The sequence below is a fragment of the Desertimonas flava genome, from assembly GCF_003426815.1.
GTDB lineage: Bacteria > Actinomycetota > Acidimicrobiia > Acidimicrobiales > Ilumatobacteraceae > Desertimonas > Desertimonas flava.
On the sequence record NZ_QKYK01000020.1, the window covers coordinates 73,503 to 91,112 of the forward strand.

General features: G+C 68.5%; 25 protein-coding genes and 1 pseudogene. 4 read left to right on the forward strand and 22 right to left on the reverse strand.

The features are described 5' to 3' along the window. Positions 1-4: 4 nt before the first annotated feature. A complete protein-coding gene (locus DN771_RS19885) occupies positions 5-1,870 on the reverse strand; it encodes a DUF2079 domain-containing protein (RefSeq protein ID WP_116999308.1) in 1,866 nt (621 codons plus the stop codon). A 179-nt stretch (positions 1,871-2,049) separates the two neighbouring features. Between DN771_RS19885 and DN771_RS19890 the strand changes: the two genes are divergently transcribed. Both DN771_RS19890 and DN771_RS19895 read left to right on the forward strand, forming a co-directional pair. Next, the gene (locus DN771_RS19890; RefSeq protein ID WP_116999309.1) at positions 2,050-2,382 is read left to right on the forward strand and encodes a GatB/YqeY domain-containing protein; all 333 of its coding nucleotides are present in this window, start codon (positions 2,050-2,052) and stop codon (positions 2,380-2,382) included. After that, positions 2,379-3,191 (forward strand): GNAT family N-acetyltransferase, encoded by an 813-nt coding sequence (locus DN771_RS19895; RefSeq protein ID WP_116999310.1) that lies wholly within the window; start codon positions 2,379-2,381, stop codon positions 3,189-3,191. Before DN771_RS19890 ends, DN771_RS19895 begins: the two co-directional genes overlap by 4 nt. A gap of 7 nt (positions 3,192-3,198) precedes the next feature. On the opposite strand, the gene truA is transcribed toward DN771_RS19895, so the two are convergent. Then, positions 3,199-4,008, reverse strand: coding sequence for a tRNA pseudouridine(38-40) synthase TruA (truA, locus tag DN771_RS19900; RefSeq protein WP_116999311.1), 810 nt, complete (start codon positions 4,006-4,008; stop codon positions 3,199-3,201). Positions 4,009-4,045: 37 nt separating this feature from the next. Between truA and DN771_RS19905 the strand changes: the two genes are divergently transcribed. After that, positions 4,046-4,447, forward strand: coding sequence for a VOC family protein (locus DN771_RS19905; RefSeq protein WP_116999312.1), 402 nt, complete (start codon positions 4,046-4,048; stop codon positions 4,445-4,447). 353 nt (positions 4,448-4,800) lie between these two features. Here DN771_RS19905 and rplQ read toward each other — a convergent pair. From rplQ to infA, 7 genes and pseudogenes are all read right to left on the reverse strand, one after another. Then, positions 4,801-5,169, reverse strand: a pseudogene (gene rplQ, locus DN771_RS19910) (50S ribosomal protein L17); the annotation flags it as partial. Positions 5,170-5,198: 29 nt separating this feature from the next. After that, positions 5,199-6,131: a DNA-directed RNA polymerase subunit alpha gene (locus tag DN771_RS19915; RefSeq protein WP_116999314.1), complete on the reverse strand. Its 933-nt coding sequence runs from the start codon at positions 6,129-6,131 to the stop codon at positions 5,199-5,201. A 115-nt stretch (positions 6,132-6,246) separates the two neighbouring features. Next, on the reverse strand, positions 6,247-6,864 hold the full coding sequence (gene rpsD, locus DN771_RS19920; protein WP_116999315.1) for a 30S ribosomal protein S4: 618 nt from the start codon (positions 6,862-6,864) through the stop codon (positions 6,247-6,249). Between the two features lie 14 nt (positions 6,865-6,878). Then, complete coding sequence (rpsK, locus tag DN771_RS19925) at positions 6,879-7,277, reverse strand: 30S ribosomal protein S11 (RefSeq protein WP_116999316.1); 399 nt, start codon at positions 7,275-7,277, stop codon at positions 6,879-6,881. Positions 7,278-7,280: 3 nt separating this feature from the next. After that, positions 7,281-7,661 carry a 30S ribosomal protein S13 gene (gene rpsM, locus DN771_RS19930; protein ID WP_116999317.1) on the reverse strand — a complete coding sequence of 127 codons (381 nt, stop codon included), beginning with the start codon at positions 7,659-7,661 and terminating at the stop codon, positions 7,281-7,283. A 37-nt stretch (positions 7,662-7,698) separates the two neighbouring features. Next, positions 7,699-7,812, reverse strand: coding sequence for a 50S ribosomal protein L36 (rpmJ, locus tag DN771_RS19935; protein ID WP_116999318.1), 114 nt, complete (start codon positions 7,810-7,812; stop codon positions 7,699-7,701). Positions 7,813-7,822: 10 nt separating this feature from the next. Continuing rightward, positions 7,823-8,047, reverse strand: coding sequence for a translation initiation factor IF-1 (infA, locus tag DN771_RS19940; protein WP_116999319.1), 225 nt, complete (start codon positions 8,045-8,047; stop codon positions 7,823-7,825). A 214-nt stretch (positions 8,048-8,261) separates the two neighbouring features. On the opposite strand from infA, the gene DN771_RS19945 reads away from it, so the two are divergent. Then, positions 8,262-8,714: a MarR family winged helix-turn-helix transcriptional regulator gene (locus tag DN771_RS19945; RefSeq protein ID WP_116999320.1), complete on the forward strand. Its 453-nt coding sequence runs from the start codon at positions 8,262-8,264 to the stop codon at positions 8,712-8,714. An 18-nt stretch (positions 8,715-8,732) separates the two neighbouring features. On the opposite strand, the gene DN771_RS19950 is transcribed toward DN771_RS19945, so the two are convergent. The 13 genes from DN771_RS19950 to rplX all read right to left on the reverse strand — a co-directional run bounded on the left by DN771_RS19950 (position 8,733) and on the right by rplX (position 17,610). Beyond that, positions 8,733-9,503 (reverse strand): enoyl-CoA hydratase-related protein, encoded by a 771-nt coding sequence (locus DN771_RS19950; RefSeq protein WP_116999321.1) that lies wholly within the window; start codon positions 9,501-9,503, stop codon positions 8,733-8,735. Further along, on the reverse strand, positions 9,500-11,311 hold the full coding sequence (locus DN771_RS19955; protein WP_116999322.1) for an acyclic terpene utilization AtuA family protein: 1,812 nt from the start codon (positions 11,309-11,311) through the stop codon (positions 9,500-9,502). The genes DN771_RS19950 and DN771_RS19955 overlap by 4 nt, the downstream gene beginning before the upstream one ends. A gap of 111 nt (positions 11,312-11,422) precedes the next feature. Then, complete coding sequence (locus tag DN771_RS19960; protein ID WP_116999323.1) at positions 11,423-12,079, reverse strand: adenylate kinase; 657 nt, start codon at positions 12,077-12,079, stop codon at positions 11,423-11,425. A gap of 66 nt (positions 12,080-12,145) precedes the next feature. Further along, positions 12,146-13,462 carry a preprotein translocase subunit SecY gene (gene secY / locus DN771_RS19965; protein WP_116999324.1) on the reverse strand — a complete coding sequence of 439 codons (1,317 nt, stop codon included), beginning with the start codon at positions 13,460-13,462 and terminating at the stop codon, positions 12,146-12,148. Positions 13,463-13,531: 69 nt separating this feature from the next. Further along, positions 13,532-14,047, reverse strand: a complete 516-nt coding sequence (rplO, locus tag DN771_RS19970) for a 50S ribosomal protein L15 (RefSeq protein ID WP_116999325.1) — start codon at positions 14,045-14,047, stop codon at positions 13,532-13,534. Further along, positions 14,044-14,238 (reverse strand): 50S ribosomal protein L30, encoded by a 195-nt coding sequence (gene rpmD / locus DN771_RS19975; protein ID WP_116999326.1) that lies wholly within the window; start codon positions 14,236-14,238, stop codon positions 14,044-14,046. The genes rplO and rpmD overlap by 4 nt, the downstream gene beginning before the upstream one ends. Then, the gene (rpsE, locus tag DN771_RS19980) at positions 14,235-14,852 is read right to left on the reverse strand and encodes a 30S ribosomal protein S5 (RefSeq protein ID WP_116999327.1); all 618 of its coding nucleotides are present in this window, start codon (positions 14,850-14,852) and stop codon (positions 14,235-14,237) included. The genes rpmD and rpsE overlap by 4 nt, the downstream gene beginning before the upstream one ends. Positions 14,853-14,975: 123 nt before the next feature. After that, the gene (gene rplR, locus DN771_RS19985; protein WP_116999328.1) at positions 14,976-15,341 is read right to left on the reverse strand and encodes a 50S ribosomal protein L18; all 366 of its coding nucleotides are present in this window, start codon (positions 15,339-15,341) and stop codon (positions 14,976-14,978) included. 68 nt (positions 15,342-15,409) lie between these two features. Next, positions 15,410-15,976: a 50S ribosomal protein L6 gene (gene rplF, locus DN771_RS19990; RefSeq protein ID WP_116999329.1), complete on the reverse strand. Its 567-nt coding sequence runs from the start codon at positions 15,974-15,976 to the stop codon at positions 15,410-15,412. A gap of 36 nt (positions 15,977-16,012) precedes the next feature. Next, complete coding sequence (rpsH, locus tag DN771_RS19995; protein ID WP_116999330.1) at positions 16,013-16,414, reverse strand: 30S ribosomal protein S8; 402 nt, start codon at positions 16,412-16,414, stop codon at positions 16,013-16,015. An 11-nt stretch (positions 16,415-16,425) separates the two neighbouring features. Then, positions 16,426-16,611, reverse strand: a complete 186-nt coding sequence (locus tag DN771_RS20000; RefSeq protein ID WP_116999331.1) for a type Z 30S ribosomal protein S14 — start codon at positions 16,609-16,611, stop codon at positions 16,426-16,428. Positions 16,612-16,624: 13 nt separating this feature from the next. Further along, on the reverse strand, positions 16,625-17,272 hold the full coding sequence (gene rplE / locus DN771_RS20005) for a 50S ribosomal protein L5 (protein ID WP_116999332.1): 648 nt from the start codon (positions 17,270-17,272) through the stop codon (positions 16,625-16,627). Beyond that, positions 17,269-17,610: a 50S ribosomal protein L24 gene (gene rplX, locus DN771_RS20010; protein ID WP_116999333.1), complete on the reverse strand. Its 342-nt coding sequence runs from the start codon at positions 17,608-17,610 to the stop codon at positions 17,269-17,271. The genes rplE and rplX overlap by 4 nt, the downstream gene beginning before the upstream one ends.

A 17,610-nucleotide genomic window follows, 5' to 3' on the forward strand; every position in this document is an offset into this window, starting at 1 on the left:
GGGATCAGGGCAACGTCGTCGCCGGGAGCGCGGCGGCGAGCGCCGCCGGCGTGCCGGGAAGGACCTCATCGCGACGCGGGGCCCGAGCGCGCTCGGCGAGGACGACGCCGTCGCGCTCGAAGACGATCTCGAACTGTCCGCCGGGCTCGGTGAGGGCTTCGAACAACCCGGTGCTCGTCGGATCGGGAGCGATGATGCCCCGCTCCACGAGCACGAAATCGACGGTGGCCGGATCATCGACGTTCTCGCCGGCGAGTCCCCAGTTGCGGGGGATGAACGGGTTCGGATAGTCGTAGGCGCCGACCCGCTGCGTGGTGTGCACCAGGAGGTAGTAGATCCCCGACACCGATGCGCCGTCGGGGATCATGTCGAGCGCCTCACGCCTGCTGTCGTCGACGGGGTTCTCGTGATGGGCCCAGAAGCCGGCGTTGTAGTTCTCGGTGAGCGGGCCGACGCCCCAGAGCTGCGCGGTGCGGACGCCGCACACGACGAGGATCCCCATCGCCAGCCACTTCCGTCCCCTGCTCAGGCTGCCGAAGAGGCGGACGGAGTTCTGGGACGCGATCGTGAGACCGACGAGGATCATCGAGGCGTAGTGGTACCGGTAGTCGCGGAAGAACGTCTGGTTGGCGAGCACGTTCGCCAGGAGCTGCGGGATGGCGATGAACGCCGAGCCGATCGACAACACCGGCAGCCAGCCGAACGGCGTGAGGAGCTTCCACACGTACTCCGACGCGGACGGCTCGCGGAACCGGCTGAAGACCATGTCGGGATGGCGGATCATGTTGCCGGCGATCTCGACGGGCGAATTGCCGAGCTCGCCGAACCAGTCGTTGTAGAACGCCGCGTCGCCGTTGAAGTGGCCGAGGAAGATGTTGTTGATGAACTGGAAGTAGATGGCCGAGGCGACGATGGTGGCGAGGCCCTTGAGCCGGTCTCCTTTGGCGAACAGGAAGATGAACAGGCCGAGGGCAGCGGTGGCGAGGGCGACGTCCTCCTTCCACAGCACTGCGGCCGCGCACGCGAACGCGTACAGCCCCCAGCGCCGCTCGAGGAAGAACCACCATGCGAACAGCATCGGCAGGATCGCCATGCCGTCGGGATGGAACGTCTCCCACGTCATGAACTGCAGCGTCGGGTTGATGAGGTACAGGACGCCGAAGACGACCCCGTAGATGGGGTTGGCGAAGTAGTGCCGGCCGATGCGGTACACCGGGTAGGCGCCGAGGCCGAGAGACAGGACGAAGGCGATGTTCAACAGGTTTGGCCCGGCGCCGAGCCAGTAGAACGGCACGAAGAGGTAGAGCAGGAAGTTGGCGTGGAATCCCCACTGGTTGAGGCCGCGCACGGTGATGAACGGGTCCTTGAACCGTGACAGCAGCCAGACCGACTGGTCGTACACGCCGAGGTCGAACGAGTAGGTGCCGAAGCGGTTGTGCCGTTGCACGAGCAGCTGGGCGAACACGATGATCCACACCACGACGGCCACGGCCAGCGCCCAGGCACCGATGCGGGCGATACTGCGGTAGCCGGGCTCGACCGGTCGGACGAACCGCGCCGTCAGGTGATCGCCGACGCGACGTCCGAACGCGACGATCCGGAAGCCGGCGAGCGGCTGGTCGGCATCGGCATCGGCATCAGCATCAGCCTCGGCATCGGCATCGGCATCGGCATCAGCCTCGCCACTGTCGGGCACGGCACGGGCGTCGGTCCCGTCGGTCCCGTCGGTCCCGAACTCGACGGCTACCGCCGGCTCCAAGGTCGCCTGCGGTTCGTCGCCGAACGGCGGCGCGGTCTGGTCGACGTCGTCGGAGCGCGTGGGATCGACGTCAACGCCGCTGGTGTCGTCGCCGCGAGCCTCGGCCGTCACTCGGCGCCTCTCGATCCGACGATTCGTCGTCCCAATTCCATCCCGTCTCGCCAGCGAGCGTAGTCGGCACGCCGTCGCGGCGACCGGCTGTGGCCGGCCGGTGCCGTGAGCTCCGGGCCGGGTCACGCGCCTCGAAACTCACGCGTCCGACCCGTCCACCGATCCCTAAGGTCGGCCGGATGAGCGTTCGCGACCAGATGCAGGCCGACCTCCGCGAAGCGATGCGCGCTCGGGATCGTCCGGCCGTCGTCGCGCTGCGCACGGCCCTGGCCGCGCTCTCCAACGCCGAAGCACCGTCGATCGACTCGGCCCCGCTCGAGGTCCGTGGCGATCTGGTGCAGCACGTCCGCCGGGAGCTGACGGACGACGACGCCGCCGCCGTCCTGCGCTCCCAGATCGTCGATCGCGAGCGGACGATCACCGAGCTGCTCCCCCACGGCCAGGACGCCGAGGTCGCAAACCTCCGCGCCGAGATCGCTGCCCTGCGCCCCTATGTCGCCGACGGCTCGTGATCGTCGACCGACCGCTCATCGATCGGCTCGACCGAACCGCCGCGCAGCTGGTGCTCGAGATGGCCGACGGCTACCAACGGGTCGAGCCGGCCGGGCCGGCCGCCGCCCGTTCGTTCGGTCAGGGAGCTCTCGTCGCGCTGGGCCCGGGTCGGTGGGTGAACCGGTCGATCGGCATCCCGCCGCCCGATGACCAGGCGACATTCGACGAGCTGGAGGGCTTCTTCGTGCGCGCTGGGGTGCCTCCCTCGTTCGAAGTGGACACGTGGGCGTCATCGTCGGCGCTTCGAGGGCTGGCGACGCGTGGGTTCAGCGTCGAATGGTTCCGCGAGCTGTTCGTGGCAGAGCCCGGCGTGCGCACCGAGGAGGCCACCACAGCGGTGAGCGTCCACGCGGTCGGGCCCGGACGCGTCGACGATTGGATCGAGGTGTTCTCCAAGGCGTTTGCCGGCGACGTGCCCTCCGAGCAAGGCGTGGCTGAGCTCCACGCACGGGCAATGGAGTCGACCCCGTCCACCACCCACTTCGTCGCCACGGTCGGCAGCGAGGTCGTCGGATGCGGGTCACTCTCCGTCATCGACGGGATCGCCTGGCTGGGTGGCACGGCGACGTTGCCGGCACACCGTGGGCGGGGAGTTCAGACGGCGCTGCTGCGCCATCGCCTGCAGCTGGCGTCGGATGCAGGCTGCGACATCGCCGCAGCGACGGCGATGCCGGGCGGTCCGTCGGGACGCAATCTCCGGCGCAGCGGGTTCACGCTCGTCGCCGTCCAGGCCGTGATGACACGACCGCTGACGCGAGGGCCGTCCTGACCGGCCGTCAGTCCGGGTAGCCGACTTCCCAGAGCGTCAGTCCGGTTGGCGGGGCCACCTGGCCGGCCGCTTGGCGGCGCTGCGCCCGCAGGATCGACGGAACCCGGCCGGGGGCGATCTTGCCGGCCCCGACGTCGACCAGCGTGCCCACGATCGAGCGGACCATCTGGTGGCAGAACGCGTTGGCCCGGATCTCGAAGCGGAGCAAGCGGCCGTCCCCGCCGGCGCCGGGATCGGTGACGTCGGACCACCGCGTCGACAGGACACGGCGGGTCAAGGATGGCTCGGGCTCCCCTGCCGGCACCTTCGGGCGGCGGCAGAACGAGGCGAAGTCGTGCTCGCCGATCACGGCGTCGGCGGCTTCGCGCATCGCCCAGAGGGCGAGCGGCGTGGTCACCCACCACGTTCGGGAGGCCAGCATCGGGTTCGGCGTCGGGGAGTTCCAGATCTCGTATCGGTAGTGGCGCCACTGGGCCGAGAAGCGGGCGTTGAACTGGTCGTCCACCCACGCCGCCGAGCGAACGGCGATGTCGGGCGCGCACAGCTTGTTGAGCCGGCGCTGCAAGTCGACGAGGTCGACACCCGCGGGTAGATCTCCCGACACGACCTGACCCCAGCCGTGCACGCCGGCGTCGGTTCGGCCCGCCCCGGTGAACGTCACGGGTTGGCGCACCACGGTGGCGACGGCAGCGGACAGCACGCCCATCACGGTGCGGACGCCGTCGTTGGCGGCGAAGCCGTGAAAGCCCGAACCGTCATAGGCGACGACCAGCTTCACCCGACCGACGGGGCCGGCGAGATCGGGAGTGGCGGACACGTCACGGAGTCTCGCAGCGACGTGCTAGCAACGACACATGGCCCCGCTCAACATCCATGCCTTCGACCACCTCGTCGTGAAGTGCTCCGACGTCGACGCCACGCTGCGCTGGTACCTCGACGTGCTCGGCCTCGAACCGGTGCGCGTCGACGAGTGGCGGGCGGGACAGGCGTTCTTCCCATCGGTGCGGGTGTCCCCGGACACGATCATCGATCTGATCCCGCGTGCCGGCGAGTACGGCGAGCGCAACGTCGACCACATCTGCCTCGTCGCCGACCGGGCGTCTGTGGACGCCATCGTGGCCGACGGCACCAGCGACTCGCCGACGTTCAGCATCGTCGATGGCCCCGGCACCCGGTACGGCGCCCGTGGGGATGGTTGGTCGGTCTACGTCACCGACCCCGACGACAACGTCGTCGAGATCCGCTCCTACGACTGACCCAGCACGGCCACCGCCCCGGCCAATCGAGTGTTGAACGCCCCGACGGGGGGCGCCCGACACTCGGGCGCGCTTCAACACTCGCATGGGTCCAGGCGTGAGCCACGCAGCGGCCGAATCCGGTCGACATCGGACCCCGAACACCGCGCGGCGGCCGGATCCGGTCGGCCCCGCCCAACGCGCAGGCCGCCGAAGGGGGATGCTCGAAGGGGGGATTCCCCTTCGATGCGGCGATCAGCGGAGCTTGCTCCGCCGCCGCCTCTTTCAACTCTTCAGTGCGAGCGAAGCGAGCTCGATCTATCTCGCCGCAGGCGAGCGAGGAGCGCAGCGACGACGCTCGCCGAGGACGATCAGACCAGTTCGATGCGGGCCATGTCGGCCCGGTCGCCGGGACGGGTGCCCAGCTTGAGGATGCGGGTGTAGCCGCCATTGCGCTCGAGGTAGCGGGGGGCCACCTCGTTGATGAGCTTGTGCGTCATCTCGCGGTCGCCGAGATAGCCCTGGATCTGACGCAGCTGGTGCACGCGTGCGGGGCTGCCCTCGTCCTGGGCCTTCTTGGCCTTGGTGATGAGCTTCTCGGCGACGGGGCGCAGGGCCTTGGCCTTGGCCTCGGTGGTGACGATCGCCTCGGCGGCGAACAGGGATGCGGCCAGGTTGGCCATCATCAGGCGCTGATGGGCGGCATCGCCGCCGAAGCGCTTGGACTTACGTGGGGTCGGCATCTCGATCTCTCCGTTATCACTCAGTCCGCTCAGCCACGCAGCGAGAGGCCGCGCTCGTCGAGCTTCTGCTTCACCTCGTCCAGGCTCTTCTGCCCGAAGTTGGTGATGTTCAGCAGGTCGTCTTCCGTCTTCAGCAGCAGCTCGCCGATCGTGTTGACCTGCGCCCGCTTGAGGCAGTTGCTCGGCCGCTCCGACAGGTCGAGATCCTCGATCGGCAGATCGAGGTCGGGCGAGCTGGAGGCCACGTCGGCGACTTCGCCGAGCTCGAGGCCCTGGGGCTCATCGCTCATCGAGGCGACGAGATCGGCGAGCGACCTCAGCGTGGCGCCGGCCGAGGCGAGAGCCTCCGACGGCGACACGGAGCCGTCGGTCTCGATGTCGAGCACGAGGCGGTCGTAGTTCGTCGAGTGCTCGACGCGGGTGGGCTCGACCTCGAACGTCACGCGGCGCACGGGCGAGTAGATGGCGTCGATCGGGATCACGCCGATCGTGCGGTTCTCGGTGTCGCGGTCGCTCGACGAGTAGCCGCGGCCCTGCTCGACCGTGAGGTCGATGGCGAGACGGCCCTTGGTGTTGAGGTGGGCGATGACGAGGTCCTTGTTCAGCACCTCGACGTCGGCGGTGGTCTCGATGTCTCCGGCCGTCACCTCACCGGCACCGCGCACGTCGATCCGGCAGGTGACGGGGTCGGGGGACTCCGACGTGACGACGATGTCCTTGAGGTTCAAGATGATGTCGGTGACATCCTCGGCGACGCCGGCGATGGTGTCGAACTCGTGCAGGGCGTCATCGAAGCGGACGGCCGTGATGGCGGCGCCGGGGATCGAGGACAGCAGGGTGCGACGAAGCGAGTTGCCGAGGGTGTGGCCGAAGCCGGGCTCGAGCGGGCCGATGGCGAACTTCTGGCGGTTGCCGGACTCTTCGTTGACGGCTTCGATGGTGGGACGCTGCATGACGAGCATGGCTGCTCAGACCTCTTCTTTTTCGGGTGTCGTGGACGGCTGCGGCGAATGCGAGTTCAGGCGGCGCACGGAACGCCAGTCTTCGGGGGTTCACGGGGGCGGAGCCCCCGTGTGATCACTTGGAGTAGAGCTCGACGATCAGCTGCTCGCGGACCGGCACGTCGATGTGGTCGCGCTGGGGCAGATCACGGACGGTGACCTGCTTGCCGCCGTCGCCGGACTCGAGCCAGCCGACGAGCGACCGGTCGAGTGTGTCGATGTTGTGTTGGATGACGATCATCGCCGCCGCCTTGGGGCTGAGCGAGACGACGTCACCCTTGCGGACCCGGTAGCTCGGGATGTCGACGCGCTTGCCGTTGACCAGCAGCAGGCCGTGGCCGACGAACTGGCGGGCCTGCGGGCGGGTGGACGCCCAGCCGGCGCGGTAGGCGACGTTGTCGAGGCGGGTCTCGAGGAGACGGAGGAGGTTCTCACCCGTCGGGCCCTGCAGGCGGTTGGCCTCTTCGTAGGTGCGCTTGAACTGCCGCTCGAGCACGCCGTAGATGTACTTGGCCTTCTGCTTCTCCTGCAGCTGGGCGAGGTACTCGCTGCCGTTGTTGCGGCGGCGGGTGCGCCCATGCGTGCCGGGCGGGAAGGGCCGGCGCTCGAGCGCCCGGCGGCCCTTGTCGTTCTCGAAGATGTTGGTGCTCAGGCGGCGCGACAGGCGCACCTTGGGACCGGTGTAACGAGCCATGGTCGGTGCTCCTCTCAGCCTCGGCGACGCTTGGGTTGACGGCAGCCGTTGTGCGGCACGGGGGTGACGTCCTTGATGGACGTCACCTCGATGCCCGTGTTCTGGATCGAGCGCACGGCGGTGTCGCGGCCGGAGCCGGGACCCTTCACCTGCACCTCGGCGCGGCGCAGGCCGTGCTCCTGGGCCGCCTTGGCGGCGCGCTCGGCGGCCAGCTGGGCGGCGAACGGAGTGGACTTGCGGGAGCCCTTGAACCCGACGCCTCCCGACGACGCCCAGGCGATGACGTTGCCCTCGGGGTCGGTGATCGAGACGATCGTGTTGTTGAACGAGCTCTTGATGTGGACCACGCCGGTGTTGACGTTCTTGCGGTCCTTGCGACGGGGACGTCGACCAGCGGGCTTCGGCTTCGCCATCGCTTACTTCCTCACAGCCTTCTTCTTGTTGGCAACGGTGCGCTTCGGGCCCTTGCGGGTACGAGCGTTGGTATGGGTGCGCTGACCGCGCACCGGCAGGCCCCGGCGGTGACGAACACCCTGGAGGCTGCCGATCTCGATCTTGCGCTTGATGTCCTGCTGGATGTCCCGGCGCAGGTCACCTTCGATCTTGAGGTTCTCGTCGACATAGGCGCGCAGCTTGGCGACCTCGTCGTCGGTCAGGGCTGAGACCTTGGTGTTCGGGTCGAGACCGAGGTCGGCGCACATCTTCTGCGCCGTCGGCTTGCCAATCCCGAAGATGTAGGTGAGCGAGATCTCCAGCCGCTTCTCGCGGGGGATGTCGATACCGGCGATACGAGCCATCGAAGCGGTTCCTCTTGTTCCTGTTCCTGAGTCTGTGTCAGCCCTGGCGCTGCTTGTGGCGCGGGTTCTCGCAGATCACCATCACGCGACCGTGCCGGCGGATGACCTTGCACTTGTCGCACATCTTCTTGACGCTGGGGCGAACCTTCATTGCTGCTGCCTCACTTGAAGCGATACGTGATCCGACCCCGGGTGAGGTCGTAGGGGGTGAGCTCCACCTGCACCTTGTCTCCGGGCAGGATGCGGATGTAGTTCATGCGCATCTTCCCGGAGATGTGCGCCAGCACCTTGTGTCCGTTGTCGAGCTCCACGCGGAACATGGCATTCGGTAGGGACTCGAGGATCGTGCCGTCGAGCACGATGGCGTCTTCTTTGGGCTTGGCCAGGGGATTGCTCCTTGTCGGGGCCGTTTGCGCCGATGCGTTGCATCGGTGTCGACGAGCCGGGCGAACCGGAATGGCCTGCGAACAGGCCGGGGAACAATGCTATCGACGCCGCAGACGGGTTGAAACCCCCGATCTACGGGACCCGCAGCGCCCTGACCTGGCATGATGGAGCAATTGGTCGCCATGGCAACCATCGCCATGTACGGTATCAGCCGTGTTGGCCGAGTCCTTGACCCCGGGATCGCTGCTGTGGCTGGCGGCGACGCGGTGGCGGGTCGCCGCCGATCACGAGCTCGCCGAGCTCGGCGTGACCCACGCGCAGTACGTGGTGTTGTCGACGCTGCTGGGGATGGGCCCGCGCGGGCAGCGCCCCAACCAGCGCTCGGTGGCCGACGAGGCCGGCCTCGACCCGTTGTTCGTGTCGAAGTTGGTGGCGGCCCTGGAGCGGCAGGGTCTCGTCCACCGAACGCGGGACCCTTCCGATGCTCGGTCGATCCAGCTCACGCTGACCGAGGAGGGCGTCGCCACGGCCCGGGAGGCGGCCGGTGTCATGCGTCAGCTCCACGAGGTGGTGTTCGCCGGGATCGGCGGTCTCCACGGACCGGCCGTCGCCGAGCTGGTCGACTCACTCCGCGAGCTCCTGGCGACCTCGCTCCCCGCCCGCTGACGTCGGCGGAGCCGACCGTCAGCGCCAGGAGGGGGCGCGCTTCTCCAGGACGGCGCGGATGCCCTCCTGGCCGTCGGCCGACGCAAAGAACTGGGCCGAGACATCACCGGCGAGGCGCAGGCCGGTGGCCATTCCCAGGCCGTCGAGCTCGTCGAAGAGCCGCTTGGTCCGCCGCAGCGCAGCCGGGTGGGCCTTGGCGAAGCCGTCGAGCACCGAGGCCATCTCGGCGTCGAGGTCGTCCGCGGCGGCGGTGACGAGACCGATGCGGGCCGCCTCGGCCGCGCCGAACGGCTCGCCGGTGAAGAGATAGCGGCGCAACGCTCGCCGGTCGAGCACCCTCGTCAGCGGCACGGCGATGATGGCCGGCACGAGCCCGAGGTGGACCTCCGGGAAGGCGAAGGTGACCGTGGCATCGGCGATGGCGATGTCGCAGGCTGCGACGAGGCCTGTGCCGCCGGCCCGGACGGCCCCGTGGACGCGGGCGACGAACGGCAACTCGCACGTCATGATCCGCTCGACGACGTCGGGCAGCGACGCGATCGCTCCGGTGGCCGCTGTGCCCGCGTCGGCCGGCCGGGACGACTGTTCGGCGAGATCGGCGCCGGAGCAGAACGCCGGACCGGCGGCGGCGAGCACGGCCACCTTCACCGTCGGGTCGGCGATCGCCAGCTCGACCGACGCGGCGAGCTCGGTGACGAGCTGGCGGCTCAGGGCGTTGCGGTTGCGCGGTGAGTCGAGCGTGATCGTGGCGATGCCGCCGCCGCCCTCGTAGTGGACCAACTCGTTCATGATGCTCCCTGCTGTCTCACCGGCGTCGTGCCGGGCGCCGGTGCCCGTGCCGGGAGGTAGTCGACCGGGATCGGCACGTGTTTGGCCCGGAGGTACTCCCCCAGCGCCTTGGCCTGGTTGTCGGCGCGCACGTTGGCGGTGGCGCCGTCGCCGAGCAGATCGTGCACGACGAAGTTGAGCGCGCCGACCAGCGGCAGCTCGTAGTGGTCGATGTCGAGACCCGCCGCTTCGGGGAGCAGGCGACGCAGCACGTCGACGGTGAGCGTGTCGCGCAGCCACGGCCAATGGGCGAGCTCGCGCACCCAGACGCCGACGTTGGCGTCGCCGCCCTTGTCGCCGGATCGGGCGTCGGCCACGAGCCCGAGGGGCGCCTCCCGCACGTCCGGAGGGTATTCACCTGACGCTTCGGGGTGGTGAATACCCTCCGGTTCGGACGGCGGGGCGACAGGTGGGGGTTCGATGTGCTCGACGCTGCCGTCAGGGAGCGTGACGCGGTGGTCGAGCGCGGATTGCTCGAGGAGCCCCGGCCAGTAGGTGCCGAACGAGCTGGCGGCGCCGGGCAGGTTGAGGCCGTAGAACCCGGGGATGTTGGCCAGCGCCAGCTCGACGATCGCCGCCCCGAACGGTCGCCCGACGCCCTGCTCGGTGCCCGTCACCGTCGTGCGCACGATCATCGAGGCGGCGCCCTGGTCGGCCGGGTCGTCGGCCACCGTGCCCAGGCGCTCGAACGTCAGCGCGTCGACGCCGTCGGCCGACTCGACGGCGGCCCGGACCGCCGACTCGTACCACGCCGCCTTGGCCTCGACGTCGAGGCCGGTGATCACGTTGGTGTACTGGTTGCGGAACCCGCCGAGCGCCGTGATGGCGACCTTGGTGGTCGCCGGCGGAGCCGACCCACCGACCGGCGACACCGCCACCCGGTCGGGGCCCACCTGCTCGAACCGGACGGTGTCGAAGTGGGCGGTGACGTCAGGGTTGAGATAGGCGGGCGCGCCGATCTCGTACAACAGTTGCGCGGTCGCAGTGCCCACGGTGACGGCGCCGGGGCCACTGGCCTTGGTGACCACGGACGAGCCGTCGGCGGCGATCTCGGCGATCGGGAACGCCGGTCGACCGATCACGTCGGCACCGATGGTGGTGAACCCCGAGTAGTTGCCGCCCGTCACCTGGGTGCCGCACTCGATCAGGTGCCCGGCGACCACCGCGCCGGCGAGTTGGTCGAGATCGTCGCGACCCCAGCCGTGCCACCACGCCGCCGGACCGACGACGACCGATGCATCGGTGACGCGACCCGTGATCACGATGTCGGCGCCGGCCGCGAGCGCTCGCGCGATGCCCCACCCGCCGAGGTAGGCGTTGGCGGTGAGCGGCTCGAACGGCCACGTCGCCAGTGGTGCACCGGTGCGGAGGTTGGCGAGGTCGTGGCCGGCCCGTTGGAGTTCGTCGAGCCGGCCGCTGACGTCGTCGCCGTCGACGACGGCCACCGACAGCGGACGACCCGCCGCGGCGAGCAGCTTGCCGACGGCGTCGGCGAGCCCACGCGGATTGAGCCCGCCGGCGTTGGTGACCACCTTGATGCCGCGCTCGGCGATCGTGTCGATGGCCGGCTGCAGCTGGGCGAGGAACGAGGCGGCGTACCCCGCGTCGGGCCGTTTCGCCCGCGTCTTGGCCAGCACGAGCATCGTCACCTCGGCGAGGTAGTCGCCGGTCACCACATCGAGATCGGGCTCGGCCACGATCTCGGCCAGGGCCGTCGACCGGTCGCCGAAGAACGCCGAGCAGTTGCCGATCCGGATCGGTCGCGCCATCACCCGATCCTGTCACCCCGGGCGATGGCGACGGCGATCTGGGCGCGATCCGTGACGCTCACCGTCACGATCCGCGCCCGGAACGTGAACGGGCACGATGCGCGCCCGGAATCAGACGCGTTTGCCGATGGCGTCGGTGAGGCGGCGGAACACCTCGTCGGGGGCCCCGACGCCGTCGACGACGACGAGGCGGCCCTGCGACGTGTAGTGCTCGATGAGTGGAGCGGTCTGCTCCTCGTAGAGGTCGAGGCGCCGGTTCACCGCGTCGGGGTGGTCATCGGCCCGCTGCATCACGTCACCGCCGCACACCTCGCAGATCCACGGCTGCCGCTCGGTGCCCGTCGCCGTGTAGTTGGTGCCACAGTCGCGGCACACCCGCCGTGCCGAGATCCGCTGCAGCACCACGTCGCGGGCGACGTAGAGGTCGATGACGACGTCGATCGGCTTGTCCCCCGCCACCTCGTCGAGGCCGTCGGCTTGCGTGACCGTGCGCGGGAAGCCGTCGAGGATGTACCCGCGCGTCTGGGCGTCGGCGCGGTCGAGGCGCTCGGCGACGAGCCCGATCATGATCTCGTCGCCGACCAGACCGCCCGAGTCCATGATCTCCTTGGCCATGAGGCCGAGCTCGGTCTGCTCGCGGACGGCGGCGCGCAGCATGTCGCCGGTGGAGATGTGCGGGACGACGTAGTGGCGCGACAGACGGACACACTGTGTCCCTTTGCCGGCACCCTGCCGCCCGAGAATGACGAGCCGAGCACCAGGAATCATGACACGGTCAATTCGAGCACGTCAGTGACCGTGCCGAGCAATCGAGGACTCACCCTGTCGGGAGTCCTACTTCAGGAAGCCCTCGTAGTTGCGCAGCGTCAGCTGGCTGTCGATCTGACGCATCAGCTCGAGCGCCACACCCACCGAGATGAGGATGCTGGTGCCGGCGAAGCCGAACGTGCTGACGTCGGCCGCCCACAACAGCAGGTACGGCAGGATGGCGATGATCGCGATGAACACGGCGCCGGGGAGCGTGATGCGGTTCACGACCCGGGCGAGGTAGCGCTCGGTCTGCGGGCCGGGTCGGACGCCGGGGATGAAGCCGCCCTGACGGCGGATCTGGTCGGCCTGGCGCACCGGGTCGAAGGCGATCGAGTTGTAGAAGTAGGCGAAGGCGATGATCATCAGCGCGAAGATCGTGATGTACACGAGGTTCTGCGGATCGACGATGTAGTCGTTCACGAAGTCCACGATCGATCCGCGCCAGCCGCTGTCGCTGCCGACGATGTTGCTGATGATCACCGGGATGAGCAGGATCGAGCTGGCGAAGATCACCGGGATGACGCCCGACTGGTTGACCTTGAGCGGGATGTACGTGTTCTGACCGCCGTACATGCGCCGCCCGACCACCCGCTTGGCGAACTGCACGGGGATGCGGCGTTGCCCGAGCTCGACGTAGACGACGGCGACGATGATGCCGAGCGTCAGCAGGACGACGAGGACGAACCAGATCCACTTGTTCTGCAGGATGATCGAGTAGAAGCCGTACGGCATGCCCGACACCACCGAGGCGAAGATCACCATCGACATGCCGTTGCCGATGCCGCGCTGGCTGATCAGCTCGCCGAGCCACATCAGCACGGCGGTACCGGCCACCAGCGTGGGGATGATGAGGTAGGCGCGTGGGAACAGCCCGTCGGGCAGGATCGGCACCGATGGCGCGTTCTGCGACAGGTAACTCGAGGCCCGGCCGTTTCCGAACACGAACACCAGGCCCGTCGCCTGCAACGTGGCGAGGGCGATCGTCACGTAGCGGGTGTACTGGGTGATCTTGCGCTGACCGACCGCGCCCTCCTGTTGGAGCTGCTCCAACCGGGGGATCACCACGCCGAGGATCTGCATGATGATGCTCGAGGTGATGTACGGCATGATGCCGAGGGCGAAGATCGAGAAGCTCTCGAAGCCGCCTCCCGAGAACAGGTTGAGGAACCCGATCGCTCCCTGCTGCTCGGCCTGATCCTGGATCTGGTCGATGGCCAGCGGGTCGACACCCGGCACGCGGATGGCGATACCGAACCGGTACACCACCACCATGGCGATCGTGAAGAGGATCTTGTTGCGAAGATCAGCGACCTTGAAGAGGTTCTTCAGATTGGCGAGCACTCAGCGATCCTTGTATGTGGGGCAGACGGGGTAAGTCCGGCGACGCCGAACGGGACGACCGGCCAACGACTAGCGGTTGGTGAACTGGTTGCCCTTGACGGCCGGACGGCCGGCCTTGTTCTCACGCTTGAAGGGCAGTGGGATGAGCGTCACGGTACCCCCGGCAGCGGTGATCGCCGCCTCGGCCGCCTTCGACACCGCGTGGGCGCTGACGTCGAGCTTGCCCGACACGGTGCCCCGGGCGAGGATCTTGACGAACACGTTCGACCGGACCACACCAGCGGCCGCCAGCGACTCGGGCGTGACGGTGCCGCCGAGGCGCTCGCCGAGCTCCTCGAGCGTGTCGAGGTTCACGGCCGAGTACTCGACGCGGAAGGGGTTGTTGAAGCCCTTCAACTTCGGCACGCGCTGCTTGAGGGGCATCTGGCCACCTTCGAAGCCGGCCGGGACGGTGTTGCGGGCGTGCTGGCCCTTGGTGCCGCGTCCTGCGGTCTTGCCGCCCTTACCGCCGATGCCGCGGGCGACCCGCTTGCGGTTCTTGGTCGATCCCGGCGCCGGCGCCAGGTCGTGGAGCTTGATGGTCATTCGGAGACCTCCGTCTCCACCCGCACCAGATGCGGGACCCGGGCGATCATGCCGCGGATCTCGGGCCGGTCAGGGAGGGTGTTGGACTTGCCGATGCGGCCGAGGCCGAGGGCGCGCAGCGTGCCGCGCGTCTTGGGCTTGGCGTGCTGGCCGGACTTGAACTGGGTGACGGTGATGGTCTGCTCGCTCATCGTGTCCCTCCGGTGGTGGCCGGCTCGGCCGGGGCGACGTGGCCGCCGCGCTGGCGCTCGTTGTACGCGTTCAGCATGCCCTTGGGCACGAACTCGTCGGCGTGCAGGCCGCGGCGCTTGGCCACTTCGTCGGGACGCTCGAGGGACTTCAGACCCTGGATCGTGGCGCGCGCGACGTTGATGTGGTTGGCCGACCCGAGCGACTTGCAGAGCACGTCGTGGATCCCGGCCTCTTCGAGGATGATGCGGGCGGCCCCACCGGCGATGACACCAGTACCGGGAGCAGCGGGCTTCATCAGCACGCGACCGGCGCCGGTGACGCCGATGATCGGGTGGGTGATCGTCGAGCCGGCGAGCGGCACGTCGAACAGGTTGCGCTTGGCTTCCTCGGTGCCCTTCTGGATGGCCAGGGGCACTTCCTTGGCCTTGCCGTAGCCGAGGCCGACGCGGCCGTTGCCGTCGCCGATGACGACGAGCGCCGTGAAGGAGAAGCGGCGACCACCACGGACGACCTTGGCCACACGGTTGATCGTGATGACCCGCGACTCGCGCAGGCCGCCGTCGCTGCCGTCGTTGCCCGGATCACGCGGGTTGCTGTTGTAGGAGTTGCTCATCGTCCGGTCTCCATGAAGCGTGCGAGCGACCGAGCGCTAGCGAGGGAGCGGCCACGCGCGGCCTGCGTGGCCCAGTGAGCTTCAGCGAATCGCTTGTATGAACGCAATGAATAGTTGCTCATGTCAGAACTCCAGACCGGCGTCACGGGCCGCTGCCGCGAGGGCGGCGATGCGCCCGTGATAGATGAACCCCCCGCGGTCGAACACGACCTTGGTGATGCCGGCAGCCTTGGCCCGGTCGGCGAGGAGCGTACCGACGCGGGTGGCGGCTTCGACGGTCGAGCCGCTCGCCGTGCGGAGGTCGGCCTCCGACGTCGACGCCGCGGCCAGCGTGCGGCCGGCGTCGTCGTCGATCAGCTGGGCGACGATGTGCTTGTTGGAACGGTGCACGGCGAGACGGGGGCGGGCCTCGGTGCCGTGGATCTTCTTGCGCACCCGGCGGTGACGACGGATCCGCGACTCACGCCGGATGTTGGCGATGTCAGCCATGGCCTACTTCTCCCTGCGTTCCCCGGCCACGCAGGCCGAGTCGCTGACGATGGTTGTGGTCGGTCGAGTCACTTCTTGCCTGCCTTGCCGGCCTTACGCAGGATGCGCTCACCCTGGTACCGGACCCCCTTGCCCTTGTAGGGCTCGGGCTTGCGGATGGAACGGATGTCGGCGGCGACCTGGCCGACGACTTCCTTGTCGATGCCGGTGACGACGACCTGGGTCGGGGCCGGGACCTCGAACGTGATGCCGGCCGGGGCCTTGACGTTCACCGGGTGGCTGAAGCCGAGCGCCAGCCGGATGGCGTCGGGGCCCTGGGCCTCGGCGCGGTATCCGACTCCGACGATCTCGAGGTTCTTGCGGAACCCCTCGGTGACGCCGACGACCATGTTGTTGACGAGGCTGCGGGTCAGGCCGTGGAGGGCCCGGTTCTCGCGCTCGTCGTCGGGACGCGTCACGTTGAGCACGCCGTCGGAGTTGCTGACCGAGATCGTCGGGGCGATCTCGCGGGTCAGCGTTCCCTTGGGGCCCTTGACGGTGACCGTCTGGCCCTGCTGGCTGCCGGCGGAGCCGGGCGTGATCGTGACGTCGACGCCCGACGGCACGGTGATCGGCGCTTGTCCGATTCGAGACATCTCAAGTACCTCTTCGCTACTTCTCGCTCCCCTACGTCACCAGACGTAGCAGAGCACCTCGCCGCCGACCTTGCGCTTGCGCGCTTCGCGGTCGGTCATCAGACCTTGGGACGTGGACAGCACGGCGACACCGAGGCCACCGAGCACGCGCGGCACGGCCGTCGACTTGCGGTAGACCCGCAGGCCGGGCGTGGAGATGCGGCGCAGGCCCGAGATCGTGCGGTCGCGGTCGCTCGAGTACTTCATCGTGATGGTGAGCACTTCCCCGACGCCCTTGGGCGACGGGGCGACTTCGAACCCGCCGATGTAGCCCTCCTTCTGGAGGATCTCGGCCAGGGCCACCTTCTGCTTCGACGACGGCATCTTCACTTCGTCGTGCTTGGCCGTGTTGGCGTTGCGCACGCGGGTGAGCATGTCGGCAATGGGATCAGTGAGCATCGTCTACCTCCTCACCAACTCGACTTCGTGATGCCGGGGATCTCGCCGGCGTGGGCCAGCTCGCGCAGGCACACGCGGCAGAGGCCGAACTTGCGGAACACGGAACGCGAGCGCCCGCAGCGACGGCAGCGGGTGTAGCCGCGGACCTTGAACTTGGGCTTGCCGGCGGCCTTGTTGATCAGTGCTTTCTTCGCCATGGTGCAGCGCCTCTTACTTCTTCTTCCCGGGCTTGCCGCCACGGAACTGTCGACGGTTCTTCCGGCGGGCCGGCTCGGCCTGCGCGTCAGCGCCCGTGCGGAACGGGAAACCGAAGGCGTCGAGCAGCGCCTTGCCTCCGGCGTTGTCGGTGGCGGTCGTCACGATGGTGATGTCCATGCCCCGCGGCGTGTCGACCTTGTCGTAGTCGATCTCGGTGAACACCGTCTGGTCGGTGAGACCGAACGTGTAGTTGCCCCGACCGTCCCACGAGTTGGCGGGAAGGCCGCGGAAGTCACGGATGCGGGGGATGGCGACGGCGATGAGCCGGTCGAGGAACTCCCACATCCGGTCGCCACGAAGGGTGACCTTGGTGCCGATGGCCTGCCCCTCGCGGAGCTTGAAGCCGGCGATCGACTGCTTGGCCACGGTGATGATCGGCTTCTGGCCGGCGATCACCGTGAGGTCGGCGACGGCGGACTCGAGCAGCGACGGCTGCTGGGTCGCCCGGCCGACACCCATGTTGATGACGATCTTCTCGAGCTTCGGCACCTGCATGACGTTGGCCAGACCGAGTTGCTCCTTGAGCTGAGCGGCGACCTGGTCGTTGTACTTCTGCTTGAGGCGCGGCACGGCCGGCGCCTCGACTGCGACGTCGCTCATCCGATGACCTCCGTCTTGCCGCCGCCCACACGGGCGACGCGAACCTTCTTGCCGTCGGCTCCGGTCTCGTAACCGATGCGAACGGGCTTGCCCTTGTGCACGTACGCCACGTTGCTGGCGTGGATCGGCATGTCGATGTCGACGATGCCGCCGCGGTCCTGCTGCTGCGGCGTGCGGCTGTTCTTGCCACGGCGGCCCGGCTTGAGGTGCTTCGAGGCCGTGTTGACCTCGGACACGATCACCTTGTCCTCGGCAGGGAGGACCTTGAGGATCGTGCCCTGCTTGCCCTTGTCCTTGCCGGTGATGACCTGCACGGTGTCACCCTTGCGGAGTTTCAT

What these genes read in the sequence shown, in the direction of transcription:
- DN771_RS19890 (WP_116999309.1), top strand. Translation starts at nt 2,050, where the DNA reads ATGAGCGTTCGCGACCAGATGCAGGCCGACCTCCGCGAAGCGATGCGC.
- DN771_RS19905 (WP_116999312.1), top strand. Translation starts at nt 4,046, where the DNA reads ATGGCCCCGCTCAACATCCATGCCTTCGACCACCTCGTCGTGAAGTGC.
- DN771_RS19915 (WP_116999314.1), bottom strand. Translation starts at nt 6,131, where the DNA reads ATGCTCGTCATGCAGCGTCCCACCATCGAAGCCGTCAACGAAGAGTCC.
- rpsD (WP_116999315.1), bottom strand. Translation starts at nt 6,864, where the DNA reads ATGGCTCGTTACACCGGTCCCAAGGTGCGCCTGTCGCGCCGCCTGAGC.
- rpsK (WP_116999316.1), bottom strand. Translation starts at nt 7,277, where the DNA reads ATGGCGAAGCCGAAGCCCGCTGGTCGACGTCCCCGTCGCAAGGACCGC.
- rpsM (WP_116999317.1), bottom strand. Translation starts at nt 7,661, where the DNA reads ATGGCTCGTATCGCCGGTATCGACATCCCCCGCGAGAAGCGGCTGGAG.
- rpmJ (WP_116999318.1), bottom strand. Translation starts at nt 7,812, where the DNA reads ATGAAGGTTCGCCCCAGCGTCAAGAAGATGTGCGACAAGTGCAAGGTC.
- DN771_RS19950 (WP_116999321.1), bottom strand. Translation starts at nt 9,503, where the DNA reads ATGAACGAGTTGGTCCACTACGAGGGCGGCGGCGGCATCGCCACGATC.
- DN771_RS19955 (WP_116999322.1), bottom strand. Translation starts at nt 11,311, where the DNA reads ATGGCGCGACCGATCCGGATCGGCAACTGCTCGGCGTTCTTCGGCGAC.
- DN771_RS19960 (WP_116999323.1), bottom strand. Translation starts at nt 12,079, where the DNA reads ATGATTCCTGGTGCTCGGCTCGTCATTCTCGGGCGGCAGGGTGCCGGC.
- rplO (WP_116999325.1), bottom strand. Translation starts at nt 14,047, where the DNA reads ATGACCATCAAGCTCCACGACCTGGCGCCGGCGCCGGGATCGACCAAG.
- rpmD (WP_116999326.1), bottom strand. Translation starts at nt 14,238, where the DNA reads ATGAGCGAGCAGACCATCACCGTCACCCAGTTCAAGTCCGGCCAGCAC.
- rpsE (WP_116999327.1), bottom strand. Translation starts at nt 14,852, where the DNA reads ATGAGCAACTCCTACAACAGCAACCCGCGTGATCCGGGCAACGACGGC.
- rplR (WP_116999328.1), bottom strand. Translation starts at nt 15,341, where the DNA reads ATGGCTGACATCGCCAACATCCGGCGTGAGTCGCGGATCCGTCGTCAC.
- rplF (WP_116999329.1), bottom strand. Translation starts at nt 15,976, where the DNA reads ATGTCTCGAATCGGACAAGCGCCGATCACCGTGCCGTCGGGCGTCGAC.
- rpsH (WP_116999330.1), bottom strand. Translation starts at nt 16,414, where the DNA reads ATGCTCACTGATCCCATTGCCGACATGCTCACCCGCGTGCGCAACGCC.
- DN771_RS20000 (WP_116999331.1), bottom strand. Translation starts at nt 16,611, where the DNA reads ATGGCGAAGAAAGCACTGATCAACAAGGCCGCCGGCAAGCCCAAGTTC.
- rplE (WP_116999332.1), bottom strand. Translation starts at nt 17,272, where the DNA reads ATGAGCGACGTCGCAGTCGAGGCGCCGGCCGTGCCGCGCCTCAAGCAG.
- rplX (WP_116999333.1), bottom strand. Translation starts at nt 17,610, where the DNA reads ATGAAACTCCGCAAGGGTGACACCGTGCAGGTCATCACCGGCAAGGAC.